Source organism: Streptomyces sp. NBC_01116, from assembly GCF_041435495.1.
Taxonomy (GTDB): domain Bacteria; phylum Actinomycetota; class Actinomycetes; order Streptomycetales; family Streptomycetaceae; genus Streptomyces.
Map to the genome: position 1 here is coordinate 4,606,815 of NZ_CP108644.1, position 22,329 is coordinate 4,629,143.

Here is a 22,329-nt window from a genome sequence, read left to right on the forward strand (position 1 = left end):
TTACTTGCACATGCAAGATTAGTTCCCGCAGGGCACGTTGCCGGCGGGGAATTGTGAAAGCTACCGCTTGCATGTGCAGGCAAATGGCCGCACAGGGCGATCGATGCAGGGCAACTCGGGAGACGAACTGCTCATGGGTACAAACGAAAGCGAACTGCTGGCCTACGCCCACGAGGCGGTCCGGATCAGCCGCGAGCACGTCGCGCAGGGCGGGATCCCCTTCTCCGGCGTGGTCGTGGGCAGTGGGCGCATCCTGGGGACGGGCTTCAACCGGGTCCGCGAGGACAACGACCCGACGGCGCACGCAGAGGTCGTGGCCCTCAGGGAAGCCGCCGCCAAGTACGGCATCCACGCCGTGGCGGGCGCCACGCTGATCGCCTCGGGCGAGCCCTGCGCCCTGTGCTATCTGGCGGCCCGGTTCGCCGGCATCGGTCACATCGTGCACGCCGCCGACCGCAGGACCGCCGCCCGGTACGGCTTCGACTACACGAGCTCGTACGCCGTCTTCGCCGAGGACCCGGAGAAGTGGCCCGTCAAGGTCACCGCGCTGCAACTCCCCGAGGCCGAACAGCCGTTCCAGGACTTCCTCACCCTGAGCCGCTCCCCGCGCTAGCAACCGGACCTCCGCCGCGTGGCCTCACGGCACCGCAGCCCGGCGCCCTTCGCCGCGATTCCCCGTACTCCCGGCTGACTCGTACTTCCCGCTCACCCCGTTCATCCCCGCCCATTCACCGCACGGAAGGAACTCCCATGCACTGGCTCTACCTCGCCATCGCCGTCGCCTTCGAGATCTTGGTCGCCATCGCCGCCGGAAAGGCCGAGGGCTTCAAGAACCGCAAGTGGACCGGCATCACCCTGGCCAGCGGCGCCGCCGCGACCTTCTTCCTCAGCAAGGCGCTGCTGACCTTCGACGTCGGCGTCGGCTACGCCCTGTGGACGTCCGTCGCGGGCGTCGGCATCACCATCCTCGGAGCGCTGTTCTTCGGCCAGCGTCTGAACGTGAACAAGGCGATCGGCATTCTCCTCGTCATCGGCGGCGTCGTCGGCCTGCAGCTGAGCGGTTCCGCCTGAGCCCGGAGCCCGACTCCCGGCCCCGTACGCCTCGCACGCACGGCGCAGTCCGCGCACCCCCCCCGCAACCACCTGACGACCTCCCTGAGAGAGGACTCACCTCCCATGTCCAACGAAGCCAAGAGCTCCACCAATGCCTGGCTCTCCCTCCTGCTCGCCGGAGTCTTCGAGATCGGGTACGCGCTCGCCGTCGGCGGCAGCGAGGGCTTCACCGTCCTGACCTGGTCCCTGGTCGCGGTGGTGTTCTTCCTGCTGACGCTCTACGCGCTGAGCCTCGCTCTCCGCACGATCGACGTGAGCATCGGCTACGCCGTCTGGGCGGGAATCGGCGCGGTCGGCGCCGCGGTTCTCGGCCCGCTCTTCTTCGACGAGACCCTCACCCTGGCCAAGGGCATCTGGCTGGCCGTCATCATCGTCGGGGTCATCTGGCTGAAGCTCGCCGACCGTACGAAGCCCGAGGCGGCCACCGCGCCCCGCTCCGAGCAGATCGGGGACCGGCCCACCGCGGTTCAGGTCTGACGTTCCTCCCTCCGCCGGTACGCCGCAGGCGCCCGCCGCCCCTTCACCAGGGGGCCGCGGGCGCCTGCGGCGTACCCCCGTCACTTCGCGGTTCTGCCGCCGTCCACCGCGAGGGCGGATCCGGTGGTGAAGGACGAGGCGTCCGAGCAGAGCCAGGCGGCGGCACGGGCGATCTCGGTCGGATCGGCGAGGCGTTGCTGGATCGCCTTGCCACCGAAGCCGGAGCTCACGGCGGGGCCGGCCGACAGGACACCGTCCATCATCTCCGTGTCGGTGCTGCCCACCACGAGCGCGTTGACGCGGATGCCGTGCTCGCCGTACTCGGCTGCCGCCGCCCTGGTCAGCCCGATGACCGCGTGTTTCGCGGCCACGTAGGGCGCCGAGGCGGAGGTCGCGCGCACGCCCGCGACGCTGGAGGTGTTGACGACGGAGCCGGCCCCGCTCGGCAGCATGGCGGGTATCTGGGCGCGCAGACAGTTCCACACACCGCGCACGTTGACGTCCATGGTGCGGTCGAAGGCGTCGTCGGGCAGTTCGTGCAGGACGGTTCCGGTGCTGACGTAACCGGCGTTGTTGAACGCGCAGTCGAGCCTGCCGAACCGGGCGACCGCGATGGCCACGGCATGCTCCATGTCCGCCCGGCGGGTGACGTCGCCCGGTACGGCGACCGCCCGGCCTCCGTCCTTCCTTATGCGCTCGGCCACCTCCTCGACCAGCCGGGCCCTGCGGGCGACGAGCACGACGGTGGCACCCTCGTCGGCGAAGTGCCGGGCCGCCGCGGCACCGATGCCGCTGGAGGCACCGGTGATCAGCGCCACTTTCCCTTGCAGCAGGTGCCCCCCCGGCGTCACGCGCACCGGGCCGGTCCGACCGCGGGCAGCGGCGATCTCCAGAACGTCTCCGAGCTCATCTCCCGGTCGATCCGGTGCAGCAGCTCGTCGTCGAGCGCGTCGAGACCGCTGATCACGTGGCGTACGCCCGCCTCACGCATCAGAGCGGACTGGTGGCTGTGGACGAACGAGGAGGGGCGGCCGACGAAAGCGGTGCCGAGCTCGCGGGCCACGTCGGCGACCCGGGCGACGTCGTCGACGAAGAGGGCCTGGCCGGGGCGGAGCCCGAACACGTCCTCGGTCACCTCCCTGAGGCCGGGTCGGATGTCGTTGGTGCAGACGTAGCCGGGGCCGTCGAACAGGTCGGCGTAGTGGCCCAGATGGCGGTCGAAGTGATCCTTGCCCAGACCGCCGTAACAGACCGTGCGCAGACCCGCGCTCCGCAGTCGGAGGAGCAGGTCGCGCGTGCCCGGCGTGACCGTGACCGGGTGGCGGTCGAGGTGGGCGGTGCGGTCCTCGAAGTACGCGGCGAGTGCCTCCTCTCCCGTCATGCCGCCGCCCACGGCGGCCGAAAGCAGCCGGCCGGCGATGTGCTGCGGCTGGGAGAAGATCGATCGCTCCAGGTCGGCGGAGTAGGTACCGCCTCTGCTGACGACGAAGTGGTGGATGACCGGGCTGAAGGTGTCGTTGAGCAGGACACCGTCGATGTTGAGGGCGGCCAGGCGCAGGGAGATCATGCGGCTCCGTAGATGATCGTCGTGGACGTTCGGTACAGGCAGAGCAGGCACAACAGCCAGGGCGGTCAGTTCAGGTCAGGTCAGGTCAGGTCAGTGCGGGGCCGGGACGGGGCAGGACCGGGCGGGGCGGGACCGGGCGGGGCGGGACCGGGTCGGGCGCGCCGGCGGTCCGGCGCTCAGGGCGTCATCGCGGCGCCGCGTGCGGGGGTGGCTTCGGCGCGGGTGATCACGGCCGGGACCGCGATGCCCGGGAGGAGCAGGTTCCACATCTGCTGGGTGCGCTCGGGGAGGTCCCTGCGGCCGCTGACGACGTTGGAGTACATCTGCATCCCGGTGCAGGCGGAGATCACGAACTCCGCGACCATGATCGATTCGATGCCGGGCTGCAGCTCGCCGCGCTCCCGCGCCTCGTCAAGACAGGAGCCCATGATCCCGCGGAACTTCTCGTACGGATCGGCGTTCAGGGAGCCGTCGATGGAGGACTGCTCGTTCGTCAGCCTCACGCCGGCCCGGAGCAGCGGGTCGCGCTGCAACTGCCACGACCACACGAGGGTGAGGTCGATGAGCCGCTGGAGCCCGCTGGCGGCGAGCAGCGGGACGAGGGTGTCCGGCTGACTGTTCATCACCGCCTTGGCCAGGTCCTCCTTGGAGCCGAAGTGGAAGTAGAGCGCCCCCGCCGTCACCCCGGCGCGCTTGAGGATGCGCGTGATGCTGGCCCCCGCGTACCCGTACTCGTCGAAGACCTCGGCCGCGGCGAGCAGAAGTGCCCGACGGGTCTGCTCCGCCCGCTCTTGCTTCAGTGCCATACCTCTCACCCTCTCAAAAAGAATGCTCCTTATGTTATCCGGGTGGGGGGAGGTGCGGGCAAGTCCGTTCTGGTGGGCTTGGTTTGTATAGATCAACAAATCACCACAAGTGAGATTCGCACCTTCACCCCCCTTGACGCGAAAAAAGAAAAGGAACATTATTTTTGGAACCGAGCACGCGGAGTGCCGCTCCTGCGCCTCTGCGTAGCCGATCGCCGAAACAATCGATCTTGGGGGGCCAAGTTGTCTGTTTCCGTTCGGAACCGTGAAGCGAGACCAGTCCAGCGGCAGCAGGTGCACCAGTGGCAGGTGCACAAACTTCGGGGAGAGGAAGTCCTGCTCACGTCGTGGGCCGAGTCGGCTCCGGGGTGCTACGAAGTCACCGCGCGCTGGCCGCGGGGGCACGCCTTCTACCGTCCGTCGGGGGGGTCGTACGACCCGATGCTGGTCGCCGAGAGCGTGCGCCAGACGGTCCCGCTGCTGTCCCACGCGGTGCACGACGTCCCGCGGGAGTACAAGCAGGCGTGGGAGGACTTCAGCTTCACGGTGGAGCCGTCGGCGTCGCTGGTGACCACCGTCGAGGAAGAGGTGCGCCTGGTGGTGTCCTCCTCGGACGTGGTCCGCCGCGGCAGCAGGTTCGCCGGTATGACGATGCGCGTCGACGTCCACCTGGGGGAGCGGCTGATGGGCACCGCGCTCACCCGCTTCAACAACCAGCCGCCGGCCATATACCGGCGGCTGCGTGGGGGTTACGCCGAATCCGACGAGGCGCTCGCCGCCTGCCTCCCGGCCGGTCCGCCCGTGGAGCCGCTCCGGGTGGGCCGGGACTCCCCGGCCGACGTGGTGCTCTCACCCGCTCCGGGCATGGCGCCGGGCCGCTGGATGTTACGGGTGGACCCCGGGCACCCGGTGCTGTTCGACCACGCGGTCGATCACGTGCCCGGGATGCTGCTCCTCGAAGCCGCCCGCCAGGCCGCGAACGCCGCTTGCGACGGCGCGTCGACCGTCACCGGGATGAGCACGAACTTCGCGCGGTACGTCGAACTCGACGCCCCCGCCGTCGTCGTGGTCGGGACACCCGTCCCCGACCGCACGGGCCGCAGCCGCGTGAACGTGTCGATCGAGCAGCACGGCGTCCGCGTCTTCACCTCCGGGGTGACCGTCCAGGGGCCGACCGGTCTGTAGGGCGTGTCCTGCCGCACCCCGCGACGCGGCGGGCGGCCGGTACCCCTCCGTGGGGATAACGGCCGCCCGCCGACGGGCGTCAGGCCCGCACCGGCTCCGGCATCGGCTCCGGAAGCTCCTCGTGCATCGTGACCGTGACGTGCACCGAGGCCGGGACCGCGAAGCTGGCCTCGTACCCGGGAGGTGCGAGCAGCTGCCGCACCCGCCAACCGAGCGGCTGGCCGGTGAGGTCCAGCCGGTTCATGACGGCGGCCATGCCCTGTCCCGTCGCCTTGGCCATGGCCTCCTTACGGGTCCACAGGCGGGCGAAGTCCCGGACGAGTTCGTCCTCCGGACGGCCGCCCAGCCACTGCTGTTCCTTCGGATGGAGGAACGGCAGATACCCGGCGACGGATTCCGGGGTCGGCCAGGACTCGATGTCGATGCCGATGGTGGCCTCGGCGACCGCGATGGCGACGTGGTCCCCGCTGTGCGACATCGAGAACTCCGGCGCTTCGCCGTCCGGGCCCGGATCGCGGATGGCCGGTCTTCCGTGCGCCCCGCCGCAGCCGGGACACGGCTGCCGCACGAAGCCGACGCTGCTGGGGGAGCAGCCGAGCGAGGTCCCGAGAACGCTCCGCAACGCCCAGTGGGCGAAGGCGTAGGTGTCCCGGCCCGCCTGCTGCGGTATCGAGGCCAGCCGGTTCCGTTCCTTCTCGTCCAGCCAGTCGGGCGGGGCCTCACCGGGCGTGAGGAGCTGCCCGGCCGGGGCCCGGACGATCCAGATGCCGACCGGATCGAGGACTTCCCCCGGAGGCGCGTCGGACCACTTGAGGTCGTGTGTCATGTCGATACGGCTCCTGATGCGGCGGGGACCCGGCCGGCCCCCGCCACGGGTCGGATCAGGCGGTTGCTGCGAGCAGCGGCCACGGGCCGGTCGTGGCGTACTGCTCCAGGTCCTCGGAGGCGAGATAGCGCCGGAACCCCGGCACCTGCTCCGCCGGGCGGAGCGCTCCGCGGTACAGCACCATGCCGCGCACACCCGTCCCGTCGTCGTGCCAGCACACGAGCGGGAGGTGGTACTCCGGCGTGTCGCAGGTCTCCTGCACGGCGGCTTGGTAGCCGTACGCGGGCAGCAGGCTCATCGGGCCGCCCCCACGGCGACGCGTCTGGCCGCGCCTTCGGGGCGGACGCCGAACAGCGCTCCGTAATCGGTGATCCGCGCGGCCGCCTCGCTCCCGCCCGCGGCGTGCAGCGCGTGCCAGAACAGCACCTGGTTCGCGGTGAGCACGGGAAACCCGAGCCGCTCCTCCAGACCCGCGATGGTGCCCACGGCGCGGATGCCGTTGCCGGCGACCAGCACCGCCTGCGGCTGCTGCGGGGCGACGGCCGTCTCGATCCACTTCACCAGCGCCTCCGGCGTGATCAGCTTCTGGTTGCTGGGCAGGCCGCAGGGAGCGTGGTGCACCACGTCGAAGCCGCGCTCGCCGAAGTAGGAGGCGCCCAGCGCCGACAACTCGTCGTCGAACCACGGCGGGTTGACCAGGGCGATCCGCTCCGCGCCCAAGGCGTGGAAGCCGGCCGCGGCCGCGTGCGTCGTGCCGGTGAGCGGGATGCCGCGGGTCCGCTCCGAGAGGCGCTCGAACAGCTTCTGCTCGCCGTCGGCGCCCAGGACGTAGGCGGAGCTGGTGAACCCCAGGGCGATGGAGTCCAGCGGGGAGGCGGCGAGCAGCTCGACGGCGTCGTCGATGAAGGGCGGGTCGATGAAGGCGCGTACCGGGTCGTGCGGGATCTTCGGGTCCATCTCCCCACCGGGGCGCATCGCCCCGAAGTGGACGCGTGAACCGTGGATGAAGACGTCGCTCGGCGCCATCGCCTGGAGCTCGGACTCGGGCCCGACGTCCGCGTGCGGAACGACGACGCCGACGCGGGCGACCGCGCCCCAGCCGTCCTCGCGCGCCTGGAACTGCGTCATGGGGTGCTTCTCCTCTTCTGCCGTTCTTCTGCTGTGCCTGCTGTGTGCTGTGTGTCCGCTGTCTGCCGCGGCGTTACGGATACGGGCGCGGATCAGGCCGCTTCGTCGGCGAGCGAGCCGCCGCTGACGGTGCCGGTGCCGTCCTCGTCCAGGAACTTCGGGTGCTTGCGGCGCATCGTGGCCATCACGAACGCGTACGGGACGTCGTCGAAGTCGCCGTGGTCGGTGAGGAACTCCATGCTCTGCCGCCCCTGCGCGTCGAACGGGTGGTAGAGGCTGTCGGAGCGGCCGTCGAACTCCAGAGGGGTCATGCCGTAGAGCCGGCACAGGAGCTTGTTGAAGACCGGGGTGACCTGGAGCCAGCGGCCTTCGAGGTACACGGTGGCCAGGCCGTGGAAGAAGACGTCGCCGCCGATGTAGGAGCGCAGCCGGTCGGAGGCGAGGTGGTTGCGGACGTCGCTGTAGTGCAGCCGGGCGGGGATGCCGACGGCGCGGCAGCAGGCGGCGTAGAGGACGGACTTGTGCAGGCAGAAGCCCTTGCCGCCGGCGATGAGGCTGGACGCCCGGAGGCCCTCGGGCGACAGGTCGGCGCCGTAGACCTCGTAGTGGATGCCGTCGCGCACCGCGTAGTAGAGGGCGACGGCGAGGTCGACCTGGGTGGCGGTCTCGCGGTCGATCCCGTCCAGGGCCTTGTCGACGAAGGCCTTGACTTCCGGGTGCTCGTAGTCGAGGAAGTCGGTGGCCGCCGTGAGGCGGGCGAGGTCGTCGGCGGCCGGCTGCTCGGACAGGGCGGGGGCCGGGGTGGGTGCCAGGGTGTCGGTCATGGGATGCCTCTCGTCACAGGCCCATCAGGGCGGCGATGCAGTTGCGCTGGATCTCGTTGGTGCCGGAGTAGATGGAGCCGGCGGTGGCGTTGCGCAGCTCGCGCTCGATGCCCGTGCCGGTCAGATAGCCGCGGGCGCCGAATATCTGGATGGCGTGCCGGGCGGTGAGCTGGTTGGCCTCGCTGACCACGATCTTGGTGGCGGCCACGTCCAGCGAGGCGTCCTTGCCCTGCTCGACCTTGAGGCCCGTGTCGTACAGCCACTTGCGGGCCGTCTCCACGGCGATCCTCATGTCGGCGATCTTGTGGGCGACCGCCTGGTTCTTGCCGATGGCGCTGCCGAACTGCTGCCGGGTGGTCGCGTGTTCGACCACCCGCTTCAGCCGGTGGGCCATCTCGCCGAGGTTCACGGCGAAGGAGAAGAGGACCTCCCGCTTCATCACGTAGTCCATGATCAGGAAGCCGGCGCCCTCGCTGCCCAGCCGGTTGCCGACGGGCAGCCGTACGTCCTCCAGCGTGACCTCGCTGATCGGGGAGGTGCGCAGACCCATCGTCTCCAGCGGCTCGCCGACGGTGAGGCCCGGGGTGTCGCGCTCGGCGAGGAAGGTGCTCAGCCCGAAGGCGCCCGGCTTGCCGGTGCGGACGTAGAGCAGGAAGAGGCCGGCGACGGGGGCGTTGGTGATGAACATCTTGCCGCCGTTGAGGACGTACTCGTCGCCTTCGCGGACGGCGGTGGTCCGGATGTTCATCACGTCCGAGCCGTGGCTCGGCTCGGTGATCGCGTGCGCGGTGATGGCCTCGCCGGAGGTGACCTGCGGCAGGTACCGCCCGCGCAGGTCCTCGGAGCCGAACGCCTGGAGCGGGATGCCGACGCTGACGATCTGCGTGGACGCCGAGAAGTTCAGGCCGGCGTCCCGGCTGGTGTGGCCGAGACCCTCCAGCGCCGCCATGGTCTCGGTGAGGGTCCGGCCGGCGCCGCCGTACTCCGGGGCGAAGGGGAGGGTGAACAGTCCGGACCGTTGCAGCGGCTTCCACTTGTCGTGCGGGAACTCGCCGACCCGGTCCCAGTGCGTGATGTCGTCGTTCAGCTCGTCGGCGTAGGGCGCTGTGATGCCGTACGTGTCCGGGGCCTTCTCTGCTGCCATGGGTGTCTCGCCTTGCCTTTCGCTGGGCGCGGGGGCCGGGGGCGGGCCGCGCCGTCGCGGCCCCGCCCCCGGCTGTGCGGATCAGTAGCGGGAGAAGCCGTCCTCGGAGAGCGAGTGCTTCTCGTCGCCACGCAGCGCCGGGCTGAAGACGGAGACGAGGAGGAGGTCCTCGTCGTCGGAGGCGATCAGGTGGTGGGCGTCGTTCTTGTCCAGGGCGTAGATGGTCCCGGTCGTGATCTTGTGGTGTGCGCCGTCCACGGTGACGACCTCGCCCGAGCCGCCTATGCAGTAGCAGGCCTCCAGGTGGCCGAGGTACTGCAGCGCGCTCGACGTGCCCTGGCGGACCAGCGTTTCGCAGACGGTGAAGCCCATTCCGTCGGCCTCGGTGAGCAGGCGGTGGCTGGTGCCGCTGCCCCACTCGATCGCGGGGACGTCGGAGAGAGAACGGACGATCATGGAAGTACTCCTGTCATCGTTGTTTTCTGGACGTGCGTGCTGCTGCGATGCGTGTGGGGGGCTCAGTGCCAGGGGGGACCTGTGGTGCTGTGGGGTGTGTGGGGCTGTGGGGTGTGGGGCTTGCGTGCTGAGGGGAAGGCTTGTCAGACCCCGGCCGGAGCGGCCCGGCCGACGAAGCCGCGGATGTCCGCGAGCGTGCGGTAGGCGGCCGGCTCCAGCGGGATGTCGTCGACGGGAATGCCGTAGGTCTCGGATATCCAGGAGATGAGGCGGACCAGGCCGAGGCTGTTCACGACGGTGCTCTCGATGAGGTCGAAGTCGTCGGTCAGGTCCTCGGCGTCCTCGCCGGCCAGGAACTCGCTGACGATGTAGGCGCGGATCGGGTCGTTGGTGACGGTGCTCATCAAACGTCTCCGTTCAGTCGGGTCTTCTTGATCGAGTTGCGGTCCGGCTTGCCGGTCGCGGTCTTCGGCAGTGGGGTGCAGGCGAGCCCCACCGAGCTGGGCACGGCGTGCCGCGGCAGGTGCTTCGCCGCGTACGCCCGCAGTCCCAGTGAGCTGAGGGAGGTGCCGTCCCGGCGCACCACTTCGGCGTGCAGCCGGTTGCCGGCCTCGGGGCAGGGCAGGGCGACGACACAGGCCTCGACGACGTCCGGATGCGCTCCGAGGACGGTCTCGACCTCCAGCGTGTTGGTGCGCACGCCGCGCACCTTGACCTGGAAGTCGGTGCGCCCCTGGAGGAAGTAGCGGCCGTCGGCGTCGCGGTGGACGAGGTCGCCGGTGCGGTAGAACATGGCGCCGCCGCCGCGCGGATCGGGCATGAACGCGTGGGCGTTGCGGGCCTGTTCCAGGTATCCGCAGGTCTGGAAGGGAGTGTGCACCAGCAGTTCGCCGGTGCCGGGTCCGCGCAGGACCTCGGTGCCTTCGGGCCCTTCGATCAGCAGCACGGCGTCCGTGCCTTCGATCGGTGCGCCGATGGGCAACGGGTGCACGTACGCGGCCGGATCGATGTCCTGGATGAAGCTGTCGTTGGTCTCCGTGCAGCCGAAGACGTTGTGGAAGCGGGCGGCCGGGCAGGCGGCGAACGTGTCCCGCAGCTCCTGCTCGGAGACGGCCTCCCCGGTGAACACGACCGTGCGCACCGTCGGATAGCGGGCGTCGTCCGCGGCCAGGAGCCGGTGCAGCAGCGGAACCCCCTGGACCAGGGTCACCTCGTTGAGCTGGGTGAGTTCGCGCAGATAGCCGGCGTCACCGCTGGCTCCGGGGTCGGCCAGGACGACGGTGCCGCCGGCCTCCAGCACGGTCCAGACGTCGAGCAGGGCCAGGTCGAAGTTGAGCGGCGAGAAGCTCAGCGAGCTGGTGGTGCCGTCGATCCCGAACCTCTCCGTGGCCCAGTCTCCGAAGCGGTCGAAGGCCTCGGTGCGGACCGGGACGAGCTTGGGCACGCCGGTGGAGCCGGAGGTGGTGAGGGTCAGCAGCGACTCCCCGGGGTCGGGGGCGCTGAAGCCGTCCGACAGCGTGGGGTCGGCCTCCTCCCGCGACAGGGTCGCACCGCCGCCGGGAACCGCGGTGGCCGACAGCGGGCCGTGGGCCTGGGCGATGAGCGTGGACAGGGCGGCGGCGCCCAGGGCGGGCGACGGGACCAGGGTGTTGATCCCCCGGCTCCAGGCTGCCAGCAGCAGTGCGACGGTCTCCGGCGACTTGTGGGCCGGAACGCACAGGGCGCGTACGGATCCGCGGCCGACGCCGTCGAGGTCCGTGGCGGCGAGGTGGGTCAGCCGGTCGAGCTCCGCGTAGGTGACCCGCCGGCCGGCGGAGACGAGCGCGGTGCTGTCGGGCCTTTCCTGCACGTGTCTGTCGAATGCCTGCAACAGGCGAGGCGAAGGCAACGGTCCCCCCTAGATGGATGGGCAGTCTGGCTACGAGAGAGAACCTACGGGGTTCTACTTGCATGGTCAAGCAAGTAAATTGATGGATCGAGTGATCCAGGTCACAGGGGCCTCAGCTCGTGGAGAAGAACCCCGAGCATGCAAAAACGGCGGGAGGCCCGGTCGCCCGGACGCCTCCCGCCGTCTGTCGTGGTCTGGTCAGGCGGCGCTGCGCAGCGCCTGCACCGCGCGGGCGAGCTGGTCGTCGGCGCTCGCCGTGTTGAGGGCCGAGCTGAGGACGTCGGCGTACGTGGAGCGGGCGTCCTGGTAGTGCTTGCGGCCCTCGTCGGTGATGACGGCGAAGACGCCGCGCTTGTCGTCGGCGCAGTTGTCCTTGTAGGCGTAGCCGGCGCTGTCCAGCCGTCCCACCAGGCGGGTCACGGAGCTCTGGCCCAGGCCGACGCGGTCCGCGAGCTCCTGCATGCGGCATTCGCCGTTCTCGGCCTGGGTGAGGGCCTCCAGGGCGCGGTACTCGGAGAGGCCGACGCCGTAGCGGCGCTGCAGGGTGTGTGCGAGCTGACGTTCCACGAAGGCGTGCAGGCCGAGGACGGCCTCCCACATGGTCTGATCGGAGGCGGCGCGCGGCTGCTTGTGGATCGTCATGGAACGGCTCCCCTTCTCGACTGCGATGAACAACAAGATACATGCCCATGCAATCATCTGGGGAGTGCTGGTGCTCGCGAAAGGGGCTCTGGCTCATTTATAGTTGCAGGGGCAAGTAAAGGGTCAGTTGTTCATGCCCTCCAGGGTGCTGCACGCGTAAGCGGCCGAGACGAGCGTCATGTGCCGGTGCCAGCCGGGGTACGAGCGGCCCTCGAAGTCGAGGAGTCCGAAGTCCTCGCCCATGCGGTCGATCGAGGCCCGTGCCCCCCGGGGCGAGCGGGCCAGCTCCATCAGTTCGACCGGATGGCGGTCGATGATGTTCGTCAGCCAGATGCGGCCCGGGCGCCCGCTGCCCGCGTCCCACTCGGCCATCAGCCGGCCCGCACCGCGGCTGCGCTCGCCGTCCGGGCGCAGTCCGTGTACCGGTGTGTCGTGCGAGATGATCTGCCGGCCCGCCCCTGCCGGGTGCCGTACGCCCCGGCGTAACAGCATCCCCCGAGCCGACTCCCGCTCCGCGGGGGGCAGTTCGGGCCCGGCGAGGGTGGTCTGGCCCGGGATGGCGAGGAGGAAGGCGTGCTCGGAGCCCTGTAACCGCTGCGCCAGGGGTGCGACGTCGCACAGGGCCGTCAGGTCGGCCACCACCGGCGCCGTCCGTCCCTGCGACCGGGACGTCATCTCCTGGACCAGGCGCAGGGCGTGGTCCCACAGCGGCTGGGCCCGCGTCGTCGCGGGGATCTTCGCCCGGTCGCGCACGGCCTCGTCCCGAGTGAACCGGGGAGGCAGGAAGAGCCGCCAGTCGACGGGGACGTGCGTCCGCCCGGCGTCCAGGAACAGGCCGAGTCCGAGCTGGCAGTTGACGGTGCGTCCGGACTCCGGCAGGAAGCGCTGGTGCACCCCGGCCGAGCAGTTGCCGCGCTTGGGCAGCACCGCCGGCGCCAGCGTCCAGGCCCGCACCGGCAGCGACCCGGCGGCCCAGCGGGCCAGCTCGCCGCGCGCCGGGGCCCAGGCCCACGGGCTGGCGTTGACGAACTGGTGCAGCGAGCTGGACGCCGCCTCCGATCCGGTCACGACGGCCGCCATCCGGCGCACGGTCTTCTTTCCGGTCGTCCGCAGTAGTCCCTGGAGGTACACATTCCCCCAACGCTGCTGGTCGGAGCGGTGTAGGTGGCCGAACAGGAGCCGGGACAGATCGCCCGGCGGTCGGCCGATCGCCATGTCGGGCGTCTCGTGCGTCGTCGTCACTGCAGGTCCCTCCCAGGTGAGCGTCGCTGAGCAGACTAACAAACATAGAGAATGTTCGTTATATTTCTTTCAGAGGGCACGACTACTTGCCGAGGTCCAAGGAGAACGCGCATGCAGGAACGGGCGGCCAGGACGCGCCAGGCCGTGTTGGAAGCGGCCGCCGACGAGTTCGCCGAGCGCGGCTACGAGGGCGCCTCCCTCCAGCGGATGGGCTGGCGGGCCGAGACCTCGGTCGGTGCTGTGACCTTTCACTTCGGGAACAAGACCACCCTGGCCGAGGAGGTGCACACGGCGGGGCGCGCCCGCTTCGAGCGCTGTCTGGAGGACCTTGCGGCCGCCCACGACCCCTTACGCGAACTGCGGACTCTCATCGGTGCGTTGGCCCGGCTGGCGCACGAGGACCCCTTTGCGCGCGCCGCGCGCCGCCTGGAGGCAGACCAACCCGAGGGCGTACCGCCGTTGACCGAGGTCTGGCTCCCCGTGCTCCGCGACCTGCTCGACCGGGCCCACGACGCGCGACGGCTGCGCCCCGGAGTGTCTCCGGAGGACGCGGTGGCCCTGCTGGCGCATCTCGCGGAGGGCGCGATGGCCGCACACGGCGCGACCCGGGACTCGGCCTGGGACTCGGTCTGGAACGTCGTCCTGCACGGCCTCGCCGCGGACCGGGCCGGTCAGGCGGGGAGGGCGGGGCAGACGGGCCGGGCGGCCACGACGGACGTGCCGACCTCGCGGTTGTGTCCGACGCCGCAGACCTGCCCGACGCGGCCGACTTGACCGAGCGCGGGGCGGAACCCGCCCGAAGGCCGGCTCCGGCCCCGTTCCGGCCGATCTCAGGAGGCCGTCCGCGGTGATCCGGCCACCGCGTCCGCCACCTCGTCCAGGACCTGCGCGCCGGGACCCGCCGTCAGCCGGCTGCGGACCAGCGCTGCGCCCACTCCGGCCTTCGGCCAGGTCTGGCAGGCGATTCCGCCGGGGCCCTGGTGGCCGAAGGCGCCGGAGCGGACGTCCGGGTGAAGGCCCTCGTCGAGGAGTTGGAGGCCGCCCTCGCCGTACGCGCTGACCCCGCCGAGCAGCGGATCAAGGCCCTCGGCCCAGAAGTTCCGCGCCTGGTCCAGTGTGCGGCGCGACAACAACAGCGGCTCCTCGCCCGGTGCCCGTACGGCGTCCGCCGCCAGGACGCCCTGGAGCCGGGCGAGACCGCGGGCCGACGCGTACGCCCCCAGCGAGGGGATGACCGCGTACCGCCGTCGGCTCTCGCTCCACACCCCGGGGTCCGCGGGGAACGGGGACGGGTTGTTCCATACCCGGCCGGCGAGGTCGGCCCCGCTGCCGCCCGCCCCGCTGCGTCCCGACGACGGGAAGCGGGCGCGGAAGCCGGCATCGTACGAGATCCGTGCCGCGTACGGCAGTTGGTCGGGCACGAGCCCGAAATGGATATCGAGACCGAGCGGGCCCGCGATCTCCTCCAGGAAGAACAGGTCGAGATCCCGGCCGTCGACCCGGTGGATCACCTCGGCGGCGATCCACCCGGCGGTCCAGGGCCCGTACAGCACGCCGCCCGCCCGCGGATCCTCCTCGGGGCTGTGCAGTTCGAGCAGCGCGGCCATCATCTGAGGGTTCTCGACATCGCGCTGGTCGAGATCCGCCGCCATGCCCGGGAGGCGGGCGGTGAACGTCAGCACGTCCCGCAGCGTCACCGTGCCCTTGCCGCGCACCGCGAACTCCGGCCAGTAGTCGGCGACGGGCCGGTCCAGCGCGAGCGCGCCCATGTCGGCGAGCAGCAGGACCGCCGTGGCCAGAATCCCGTGGGAGCCCGTCAGCACGGGTACGAGGGTGTCGCCGGCCCACGGGGTCCCAGTGACCGGGTCGGCGGTGCCGTGCCACAGGTCGACGATCGTTTCACCGTCCCGCACGACCGCCAGCGCGGCCCCCTGGGAACCGGCCGGACCCGCGTCCCGGCACGCCCGTTCGAAGGCATGGCGCACGGAGCCGAACCCGGGCGCCGTGGTTCCGTGGACGCCGGCCGTCGTCGGACGGGGTCTGGGCCGCGGGAGGACCTGCCGTACCAGAGAGGTCGTCATGTCAAGAACTCCAGAAGTGGTGGGGAGTCAGGGACGGGGGCGGGCGGTGCGCGGGCCGGGCTCGGCTCACACCTCGGGAGCGCCCGCCGGGTAGGGAAGGAACTCCAGGTCGGTCAGGTCCTGTTCGGTCAGGCGAATCCGGTCGCCGCCGAGGTTCTCCGCGAGGTGGTACGGCACCGTGGTGCCGGGCAGCGCCACCACGTGCTCGCCGAGCCGGAGCAGCCACGCCAGGGCGACCTGCGCGGAGGTTGCCTCATGCCGGGCGGCCACCTGGGCGACTGCCTGCGTGAGGGCGTAGTTGTGGCGGATGGCGCGCGGGGCGAAGCGGGGCTGGGTGCGCCGCCAGTCGTCCGGGGTCAGGTCGTCGGAGCGTGACAGCGCGCCGGTCAGCAGACCGCGGCCGAGCGGGGCGCCGGCCAGCAGCGCGATCCGGCGCTCCACCGCGTACGGCACGACGTCGTCGAGACCGCAGCGGGTGAAGAGCGACACCTCGGCGGCCATCGCCGCCGCCTCGTGCACGGCCTCGGCGGCGCGGGCCTCCTGGACGGTGACGACGGGCAGCCCCAGCATGCGGATCTTTCCCGCCCAGACCTGCTCGGCCAGCGCACCCCAGCTCTCCTCCAGCGGCACGCCCGGGTCGACGCGGCGCAGCAGATAGAGGTCGATGTGGTCGACGTGCAGTCGGCGCAGGCTCTCGTCGACCGCGGCCCGCAGCGCCTGCGGACCGCCTGCGGGCCGCAGCACACCGTCGGCGTCGCCGAGCAGGCCGCCGCCGGTGCACAGCACCACCTCGTCCCGGCGCCCGCGAATGGCTTCACCGATCAGCCGCTCGTTGTCCCCGGCCGCGTAGGCGGCGGCCGTCTCGACGAGGTTGACCCCGAGATCCAGTGCCTCCTGGACCAGCGATACGGCCTTGCTTCTGTCCCTGAGGGCCGGGGCGTAGCGGTACGAGAGCCCCATCGCGCCCAGTCCCAGCCGTCCGACGACCGGCCCGTCCCTGCCCAGTGTTGTGGTTCGCATCCTGCGAGAACTCCCTTCTCCACAGAGGAAAGCGACCCCTTCATGGCAACAGATCGGGAGGTCTGAGCCCAGCAGCCCGTTACTACTTGCCGACCTCGGACGACTTCGGCATGTTCCCGCTGACCCGTTACCGACCCGTTCGGGAGCCGGGCGCCGCACGCAGGCCGCACGCGCCACGTACGGTGCTCAGTCGCGCTGTCCGGGCCCCTCGTCCCCGGCGGGGGCCGGCGCCGTGATCCGTGCGATCGCCTCGACCGTCAGGGCGCGCTCGTGGGGCTCGGTCTCCAGGGCGCGGTGGATCGACAGGCCCTCGATGAGCGCGTCGAGCTGGCGGGCGGTGGCCGGGTCGAAGTGCCATTCCAGGGCGCGGCGGCTGCGGCCCATCCAGGTGCGGGTCAGCTCGCGGTAGGCGGGCCGGCGGGCGGCGAGCGTGTAGAGCTCGTGGGTGAGGATCAGCTCGCGCTGGTTGCCGCCGGAGAGGTGGTGGACGAGGTCGGCGACGGCCTCACGCGCCTCGTCGGGGGTGCTCGCCGCGCCGAGGCGTTCCTCGAAGACGGCGACGATCGTGCCGGAGAAGCGCGTGAACGCCTCGTGCAGCAGCTCGTCCATGCCGGAGAAGTGGTACGTCATCGAGCCGAGCGGCACGCCCGCGCGGGCGGCGACCTTACGGTGCGAGACGCCCGCGACGCCCTCGTCGACGATGAGGTCCAGCGCGGCGTCGATGATGCGGTCCCGCCGTTCGGGGTCGGTGCGCCCTGTCGCCACGCGGCCTCCTCGGTGGGCTCGGTCCTCCGCGCAGCATAGAGGGCGGGGAGGGGGCGTCAGGGGTGGCGGGGGCGGAAGCGGAAGCGAGAGTGTACGGACGTACGCTTCAGGCGTACGCTCGTACGTCTGTGCGCGCGAGCACGAGTACGCGCGGTTACGAGTACGCGTACGCGCGCGCACGGGTGCCGCCGTGCGTCCGAAGCTCGCGCCCTCCTCCCGTGCCCACCCCACCTCCCGAGGCTCGACTCCTATGAAGAACCCGCCGGTCATGGACGCCACCACCCGCCGCTGGCGCGCGGCGCTCTTCCTCTTCATGCTCGCCACCGGGGTGAGCATGGCGTCCTGGGTCGCCCGCACCCCGGCCGTGCGGGACGCGCTGGACGTGACGACCGGATCGATGGGCCTCGTGCTGTTCGGGCTCTCCATCGGGTCGATGGCCGGAGTGCTGGCCTCCGGCGGGCTGGTGCGCAGGCGCGGCGGGCGGCAGGTGATCGCCGTCGGGGCGGGGCTGCTCGTCGCCGGGCTGCTGGTGATCGCCGGGGGTGCGGCGCTGGAGGTGTCGGCCGGGGTCTTCTGCGGCCTCGCGCTGTTCGGCGCCGGGATGGGCCTGGCGGAGGTGGCGTTCAACATCGAGGGCGCGGCCGTCGAACGGACCCTGGGCCGGCCGGTGCTGCCGGTCCTGCACGGCTGCTTCAGCCTGGGGACCGTGGTCGGCGCGCTGCTCGGGATGGCGCTGACGGCTGCCCGCTTCCCGGTCGGCTGGCACCTGGCGGCGATCGCCGTCGCCGTCGCGGCGGCCGGGGTGTGGACCGTACGGGCGGTGCCCGCGGGTACGGGGAAGGAGGAGGCGGCCCCCGAGGGCGCCGGCCGCTCCGGCGGCCCGGACGGCGCTGCGGGCTCCTCCGAGGCCGGCGGCGGGAGGCATCCGGGCGGCATGCGCGGGCAGTTGGCGGTCTGGCGGGACCGTCGGCTGGTGCTGATCGGCCTGGTCGTGCTGGCCATGGCCTTCGCGGAGGGCTCCGCCAACGACTGGCTGCCGCTGCTGATGGTGGACGGCCACGGGACGAGTGCGACGGCCGGTTCGCTGACGTTCATGCTGTTCGCGGTCGCGATGACGACGGGCCGGTTCACCGGCGGGCCGCTGCTCGTGCGCTACGGCCCGGCGGCCGTGGTCCGGGCCAGCGCCCTGGTGGCGGCGGTCGGCGTGGCCCTGGTGATCTTCTCCGACAACGCGCTGCTCGCCGGGGCGGCGGTGGTGCTGTGGGGCCTCGGCGCCTCGCTCGGTTTCCCGGTCACGATCTCGGCGGCGGGCGAGGGCGTGCGGAATGCTTCGGCCCGCGTCGCGGCGGTCTCGACGGCGGGCTACGCGGCGTTCCTGGTCGGCCCGCCCTCGCTGGGCTTCCTGGCCGACCAGGTGGGGCTGCGCAACGCGATGGTGGTGGTGCTCGTGCTGCTGGGCGGCGCGGCGCTGATCACCCGGGCGCTGCGGACGCCGGCCCCCGGGGCGGGCGGGGAGCCGTCCGGTGCGCGGGCTGCCGGAGCCGCTCAGTCCGACTTGGTGTAGGTCAGGCTCTCGCCCGTCCCGGCGGTGGACCGGCGCAGGTCCCCGTCCGGGAGCAGGGTCAGTTCGGTGGGCTTCCCGGGCGTGCAGGAGGAGGCCGGCTGACCGGAGGACACCGTGGAGGGGCCGATACGGACCGGGCCGTCCCCGGCGGGCCGGTCGGCGAGGGAAGCGGTGAACTCGCAGTGGTACGTGGCTCCGGAGGCGAGGGGCCCCTCGGCGGTGAGCGTGAGGACCTGGTCGCCCACCTTCCCCTGCCGGATGGTCAACGTCTGTGAGGCCGAGCCCTGTTCGCCGGGTATGGAGCCGGTCCAGGTGCCCAGGAACTCCTTCGGCACGGCACCTCCCCCGCCGCCCTGCTGCCCGCCGCCGGACCCGCCGGAGCCCGATGGCCCGGGGGAGGCGGTGGTGCCCGGGGCGCCGCCCTTCAGATACGCGTACACCGATCCGCCCGCCCCTATCGCCACGGCCACGGCGACGGCGATGAGCGCGACGGTGGCCCAGGGGGAGCGGCGCTCCCGGGCCGGCGGGGGAGGGGTGGGCGCGAAGTAGGCCGGAGGGAAGGACTGTTGGGCGGTAGGGCCGGGCGCCGGGTGCGGGGCGGAATGCTGCGGGGCGGCGGGGCCGCCGTACGGCGCGTGGTGCCGCGCGTACGGGTGGGGGCCAGGCGGTACCGGGGCGGCGGGCGGGGGCGCGGGTACCCCCGGCGGCCCCGGGCTCGTCCGGGCCGCCTGCGGCTGCTGTGGGGCGTGCAGGGCCTGTGGGGCACGCGGGCCCTCCGGGGCCTTCGGGACTTCCGGGTCCTCGGGGTCCTCCGGGTCCTCCGCGTCGAGGAGCCCCACGGCATGGCGGCCGAGTTGGGCGATGAGGGTGGCGGGAAGCCAGGGCTCGTCCGCCTCCGCCTCGCCGAGGCGGGCCAGGATCTCGCCGGTGCCGGGGCGGGCCGCCGGGTCCTTCGCCAGACAGTCCCGGACGACGTCGGCCAGGTCGTCCGGAACCCCGGTCAGGTCCGGGTCCTCCTGGGCTATCCGGAACATCAGGGCATGGACCCCGCCGCTCTCCGTCGTACCGAAGGGCAGCCGGCCCGACGCGGCGTACGCGAGGACGGACCCGAGGCAGAACACGTCGCACGCGGTGGTCACGCGCTCGCCGCGTACCTGCTCCGGTGCCATGAACCCGGGCGAGCCGACCAGGGCCCCGGTGCGGGTCAGATCGCCGTCGGGCACGGATTCCAGGGCGCGCGCGATGCCGAAGTCGATGACCCGGGGGCCGTCGATGGTCATCAGGACGTTGGAGGGCTTCAGGTCCCGGTGGATGAGCCCGGCCCCGTGGATGTGCTGGAGCGCGTGGGCGAGCCCGGAGCCGAGGAACCGAACGGAACGCGGGGGCAGCGGCCCGTACGCCCCCGAGTCCGTGACCGGGGCGCCGGGGCGGCCCGAGACGACGCGCTGGAGGGAGGGTCCGGCGACGTAGCCGGTGGCGACCCAGGGGACGGGTGCCTCGGTGTCGGAGTCCAGCACCGGTGCGGTCCACGCGCCGCCGACCCGGTGCGCGGCACGGACCTCCTGGCGGAAGCGGGCCCGGAACTCGGGCCGCTCGGCCAGCTCGTGGCGGACGAGCTTGAGGGCGACGGTGCGGCCGCGGTCGGAGCGGGCGAGGAAGACCTGGCCCATGCCGCCCTCGCCGAGGCGGCCGAGGAGACGGTACGCACCGATGCGGTGCGGGTCGTGGGACCCGAGCTTGTCCATGGTGCGCTTCCTCCCCGTGCGGCCCGCACGAGGATAGCGCCGCCATCCGGCGCGGGCCCCGGCTCCCGGTCCAGGCCCTGTCGTCGAACTGCCGCCTGCCCCGCGGCGCCATGCACGCGCTCCCGCCGCACCGGGCACAGGCCCGAGTACGTCCCGTACGAGGACCCGCACCCGGCACACCGGGAGCACGCACCTGACCCCGCAGGGCCGCCCTTTCGGGCGACGACGGCAGTTCGACGACAGGACCTAGGACACGACACCCCGGCCGCCCGGTTCCACCACCCCCACGGATGCCCCTCCAACCCGGGCCGGGTCGGCCCCGCACCCTCGCCCTCTCCAGCCCGTCCGGCGTTTGAGGACGGACCCGTCGACCGGGACGGGGCGACCCCGCACCCTCCGCACCCTCCAGCCCGTCCGGCGTTTGAGGACGGAACCCTTGATCGGACGAGGGCGACGCACGCAACGACGCCGGTGCCCCGGAGGAGCCGACACGGTCAGGCAGGGACCCGCCACCGTCCCGGTTCCGTCCTCAAGCGCCGGACGGGCTCGGGGTGGCCGGCCTCGCACCGATGACGCCCTCAGGCGCCGGACGGACCGGAGCGCCCCGGACCGGAAGCGGGCGACCCCGCAGCGGTCAGGTTCTCCAACGCCCCCGACAACCGCTCAAGCACCCGCACCGTCTCCGCCAGCCCCTCCACCCCCAGCTCCCCCGCCAGCCGCGCGGCGAACTCCGCGTGCGGCGGGCCGATCCGGGAGACCGCCTCCCGCCCCGCCTCCGTCGCCCGCAACAGCTTCGCGCGGCGGTGGGCCGGGTTCTCCGCGTACTCCGCGAGCCCCCGCCCGACCAGCAGGTCCGCGATCCGCTGCACACTCTGCCGGGTGATCCCCATCGCCCGGGCGATCCCCGCCACCGGCAACGACTCCCGCGTCACCGCCCCCAGCACCTGCCACCAGGCCGCCGTGAGACCGCCCGGCCGCGCCAACTCGTCGGCCACCGACAGGAACTGCCCGTTCAGCCGGAACACCGTCACCGCGGCCCGGCTCAGCAACTCCTGCTCGGACGAGACGCGCCCCGCACCCTCACTCACCCTGCAACACCTCGTACGCGCTCGCGTCCGAGTCGTGGAACAGCCGGTACCACGCGTCCAGCTTCTTCGCGTCGTACACCCCGAGCAGGCCGAACACCTCCCGCGCGAACGCCACCGGCTCCGTCGGCCCGGCCGTGATCAGCCCGCCGCCCCCGGCCGCCCCGGCGTCCGTGACCGCGTCGGCGTCCACGTACCGCGCGCCGCCCGCGTACCCCGTCGCCGCGAGGTAGAAGGAGACCGCGCTCGTGTGCCCCCGGTCGTCCAGCAGCCCCTCGCGGGCCAGCCCGGCCGTCGCCCCGCAGATCGCCGCGACCGGGACCCCCGCGTCCAGGAAGGCCCGGGCCGTCCGCGCGAACGGGGCGAGACCGTCCCCCTCGTCCCACTCGGACGCACCGGTCAGGATCAACAACGCGCTGTCCTGCGGGCGCAGTTCGTCCAACGCCAGGTCGGGCTGGATTCGCAGGCCGCCCATGGTCGTCACCGGCTCCCGGGTCAGCCCCACGGTCCGCACGGTGTAGCCGTTCTGCGTGAGATGGGCCGTGGTGTGCCCGGTCTCCCAGTCGGCGAAGGTGTCGTAGACGGCGAGATGTGCGGTTCTGCCGCTGCTGCTGGTCATGATGGCCTCCTCGGCTCGATGACAGAAGACTGTCATCACGACAGCATGCTGTCAATCGCTGAGGTGCTGGAGGAAAGGGTCCGCCGTCGCCCCCGGACCCGACACCCTGCCGACCCATCCGCCCCAGGCCGTACAAGGTGGCCATGGAGGCG

The 22,329-nt window shown here is 72.0% G+C and carries 25 protein-coding genes; 6 read left to right on the forward strand and 19 right to left on the reverse strand.

All coding sequences use genetic code 11. The annotated features are described in order from the left end of the window. Positions 1-133 precede the first annotated feature (133 nt). The 3 genes from OG245_RS20115 (at position 134) to OG245_RS20125 (ending at position 1,590) form a co-directional block, all read left to right on the forward strand. Positions 134-613 (forward strand): nucleoside deaminase, encoded by a 480-nt coding sequence (locus OG245_RS20115; RefSeq protein ID WP_371624881.1) that lies wholly within the window; start codon positions 134-136, stop codon positions 611-613. A gap of 137 nt (positions 614-750) precedes the next feature. Further along, positions 751-1,071 carry a multidrug efflux SMR transporter gene (locus OG245_RS20120; protein WP_371624882.1) on the forward strand — a complete coding sequence of 107 codons (321 nt, stop codon included), beginning with the start codon at positions 751-753 and terminating at the stop codon, positions 1,069-1,071. 105 nt (positions 1,072-1,176) lie between these two features. Then, complete coding sequence (locus OG245_RS20125; RefSeq protein WP_371624883.1) at positions 1,177-1,590, forward strand: multidrug efflux SMR transporter; 414 nt, start codon at positions 1,177-1,179, stop codon at positions 1,588-1,590. Positions 1,591-1,670: 80 nt separating this feature from the next. On the opposite strand, the gene OG245_RS20130 is transcribed toward OG245_RS20125, so the two are convergent. The 3 genes from OG245_RS20130 to OG245_RS20140 all read right to left on the reverse strand — a co-directional run bounded on the left by OG245_RS20130 (position 1,671) and on the right by OG245_RS20140 (position 3,963). Beyond that, positions 1,671-2,408: an SDR family NAD(P)-dependent oxidoreductase gene (locus OG245_RS20130; RefSeq protein ID WP_371624884.1), complete on the reverse strand. Its 738-nt coding sequence runs from the start codon at positions 2,406-2,408 to the stop codon at positions 1,671-1,673. A gap of 29 nt (positions 2,409-2,437) precedes the next feature. After that, positions 2,438-3,157, reverse strand: a complete 720-nt coding sequence (locus tag OG245_RS20135) for an HAD family phosphatase (protein ID WP_371624885.1) — start codon at positions 3,155-3,157, stop codon at positions 2,438-2,440. A 176-nt stretch (positions 3,158-3,333) separates the two neighbouring features. After that, on the reverse strand, positions 3,334-3,963 hold the full coding sequence (locus OG245_RS20140) for a ScbR family autoregulator-binding transcription factor (protein ID WP_371624886.1): 630 nt from the start codon (positions 3,961-3,963) through the stop codon (positions 3,334-3,336). A gap of 294 nt (positions 3,964-4,257) precedes the next feature. Between OG245_RS20140 and OG245_RS20145 the strand changes: the two genes are divergently transcribed. Beyond that, the gene (locus tag OG245_RS20145; RefSeq protein WP_371624887.1) at positions 4,258-5,148 is read left to right on the forward strand and encodes a ScbA/BarX family gamma-butyrolactone biosynthesis protein; all 891 of its coding nucleotides are present in this window, start codon (positions 4,258-4,260) and stop codon (positions 5,146-5,148) included. Positions 5,149-5,227: 79 nt separating this feature from the next. Here OG245_RS20145 and OG245_RS20150 read toward each other — a convergent pair whose 3' ends face one another. The 10 genes from OG245_RS20150 to OG245_RS20195 form a co-directional block, all read right to left on the reverse strand. Beyond that, entirely contained in the window at positions 5,228-5,974 is a 747-nt protein-coding gene (locus tag OG245_RS20150) for a 4'-phosphopantetheinyl transferase superfamily protein (protein WP_371624888.1), read from the reverse strand. Between the two features lie 55 nt (positions 5,975-6,029). Continuing rightward, on the reverse strand, positions 6,030-6,272 hold the full coding sequence (locus OG245_RS20155) for a DUF6253 family protein (protein ID WP_050362454.1): 243 nt from the start codon (positions 6,270-6,272) through the stop codon (positions 6,030-6,032). After that, entirely contained in the window at positions 6,269-7,102 is an 834-nt protein-coding gene (locus OG245_RS20160) for a maleate cis-trans isomerase (protein WP_371624889.1), read from the reverse strand. Before OG245_RS20160 ends, OG245_RS20155 begins: the two co-directional genes overlap by 4 nt. A 92-nt stretch (positions 7,103-7,194) precedes the next feature. Next, positions 7,195-7,926, reverse strand: a complete 732-nt coding sequence (locus tag OG245_RS20165; protein ID WP_371624890.1) for a transglutaminase family protein — start codon at positions 7,924-7,926, stop codon at positions 7,195-7,197. Between the two features lie 13 nt (positions 7,927-7,939). Next, positions 7,940-9,070, reverse strand: coding sequence for an acyl-CoA dehydrogenase family protein (locus tag OG245_RS20170; RefSeq protein ID WP_371624891.1), 1,131 nt, complete (start codon positions 9,068-9,070; stop codon positions 7,940-7,942). A gap of 81 nt (positions 9,071-9,151) precedes the next feature. Next, the gene (locus OG245_RS20175; protein ID WP_050362458.1) at positions 9,152-9,526 is read right to left on the reverse strand and encodes an ectoine synthase; all 375 of its coding nucleotides are present in this window, start codon (positions 9,524-9,526) and stop codon (positions 9,152-9,154) included. Between the two features lie 143 nt (positions 9,527-9,669). After that, positions 9,670-9,930 (reverse strand): phosphopantetheine-binding protein, encoded by a 261-nt coding sequence (locus OG245_RS20180; RefSeq protein WP_371624892.1) that lies wholly within the window; start codon positions 9,928-9,930, stop codon positions 9,670-9,672. Beyond that, entirely contained in the window at positions 9,930-11,375 is a 1,446-nt protein-coding gene (locus OG245_RS20185) for an AMP-binding protein (protein ID WP_371624893.1), read from the reverse strand. Before OG245_RS20185 ends, OG245_RS20180 begins: the two co-directional genes overlap by 1 nt. Before the next feature lie 237 nt (positions 11,376-11,612). After that, positions 11,613-12,056, reverse strand: a complete 444-nt coding sequence (locus OG245_RS20190; protein WP_371624894.1) for a MarR family winged helix-turn-helix transcriptional regulator — start codon at positions 12,054-12,056, stop codon at positions 11,613-11,615. Between the two features lie 123 nt (positions 12,057-12,179). Continuing rightward, positions 12,180-13,298, reverse strand: a complete 1,119-nt coding sequence (locus tag OG245_RS20195) for an IS701 family transposase (protein WP_371624895.1) — start codon at positions 13,296-13,298, stop codon at positions 12,180-12,182. 111 nt (positions 13,299-13,409) lie between these two features. Between OG245_RS20195 and OG245_RS20200 the strand changes: the two genes are divergently transcribed. Continuing rightward, a complete protein-coding gene (locus OG245_RS20200) occupies positions 13,410-14,072 on the forward strand; it encodes a TetR family transcriptional regulator (protein ID WP_371624896.1) in 663 nt (220 codons plus the stop codon). Positions 14,073-14,128: 56 nt separating this feature from the next. Here OG245_RS20200 and OG245_RS20205 read toward each other — a convergent pair whose 3' ends face one another. The 3 genes from OG245_RS20205 to OG245_RS20215 all read right to left on the reverse strand — a co-directional run bounded on the left by OG245_RS20205 (position 14,129) and on the right by OG245_RS20215 (position 17,164). Continuing rightward, on the reverse strand, positions 14,129-15,379 hold the full coding sequence (locus tag OG245_RS20205; RefSeq protein WP_371624897.1) for a serine hydrolase domain-containing protein: 1,251 nt from the start codon (positions 15,377-15,379) through the stop codon (positions 14,129-14,131). 66 nt (positions 15,380-15,445) lie between these two features. Next, complete coding sequence (locus tag OG245_RS20210) at positions 15,446-16,399, reverse strand: aldo/keto reductase (RefSeq protein WP_371624898.1); 954 nt, start codon at positions 16,397-16,399, stop codon at positions 15,446-15,448. 186 nt (positions 16,400-16,585) lie between these two features. Next, the gene (locus OG245_RS20215) at positions 16,586-17,164 is read right to left on the reverse strand and encodes a TetR/AcrR family transcriptional regulator (protein ID WP_371624899.1); all 579 of its coding nucleotides are present in this window, start codon (positions 17,162-17,164) and stop codon (positions 16,586-16,588) included. Between the two features lie 250 nt (positions 17,165-17,414). Here OG245_RS20215 and OG245_RS20220 point away from each other — a divergent pair, with 250 nt between their 5' ends. Continuing rightward, a complete protein-coding gene (locus tag OG245_RS20220) occupies positions 17,415-18,728 on the forward strand; it encodes an MFS transporter (protein ID WP_371624900.1) in 1,314 nt (437 codons plus the stop codon). Here OG245_RS20220 and OG245_RS20225 read toward each other — a convergent pair. The 3 genes from OG245_RS20225 to OG245_RS20235 all read right to left on the reverse strand — a co-directional run bounded on the left by OG245_RS20225 (position 18,710) and on the right by OG245_RS20235 (position 22,177). Beyond that, positions 18,710-20,473, reverse strand: coding sequence for a serine/threonine-protein kinase (locus OG245_RS20225; protein ID WP_371624901.1), 1,764 nt, complete (start codon positions 20,471-20,473; stop codon positions 18,710-18,712). The genes OG245_RS20220 and OG245_RS20225 overlap by 19 nt on opposite strands. Positions 20,474-21,051: 578 nt before the next feature. Continuing rightward, positions 21,052-21,561: a MarR family winged helix-turn-helix transcriptional regulator gene (locus OG245_RS20230; RefSeq protein WP_371624902.1), complete on the reverse strand. Its 510-nt coding sequence runs from the start codon at positions 21,559-21,561 to the stop codon at positions 21,052-21,054. Then, positions 21,554-22,177: a DJ-1/PfpI family protein gene (locus OG245_RS20235; protein ID WP_371624903.1), complete on the reverse strand. Its 624-nt coding sequence runs from the start codon at positions 22,175-22,177 to the stop codon at positions 21,554-21,556. The genes OG245_RS20230 and OG245_RS20235 overlap by 8 nt, the downstream gene beginning before the upstream one ends. Positions 22,178-22,329 lie beyond the last annotated feature (152 nt).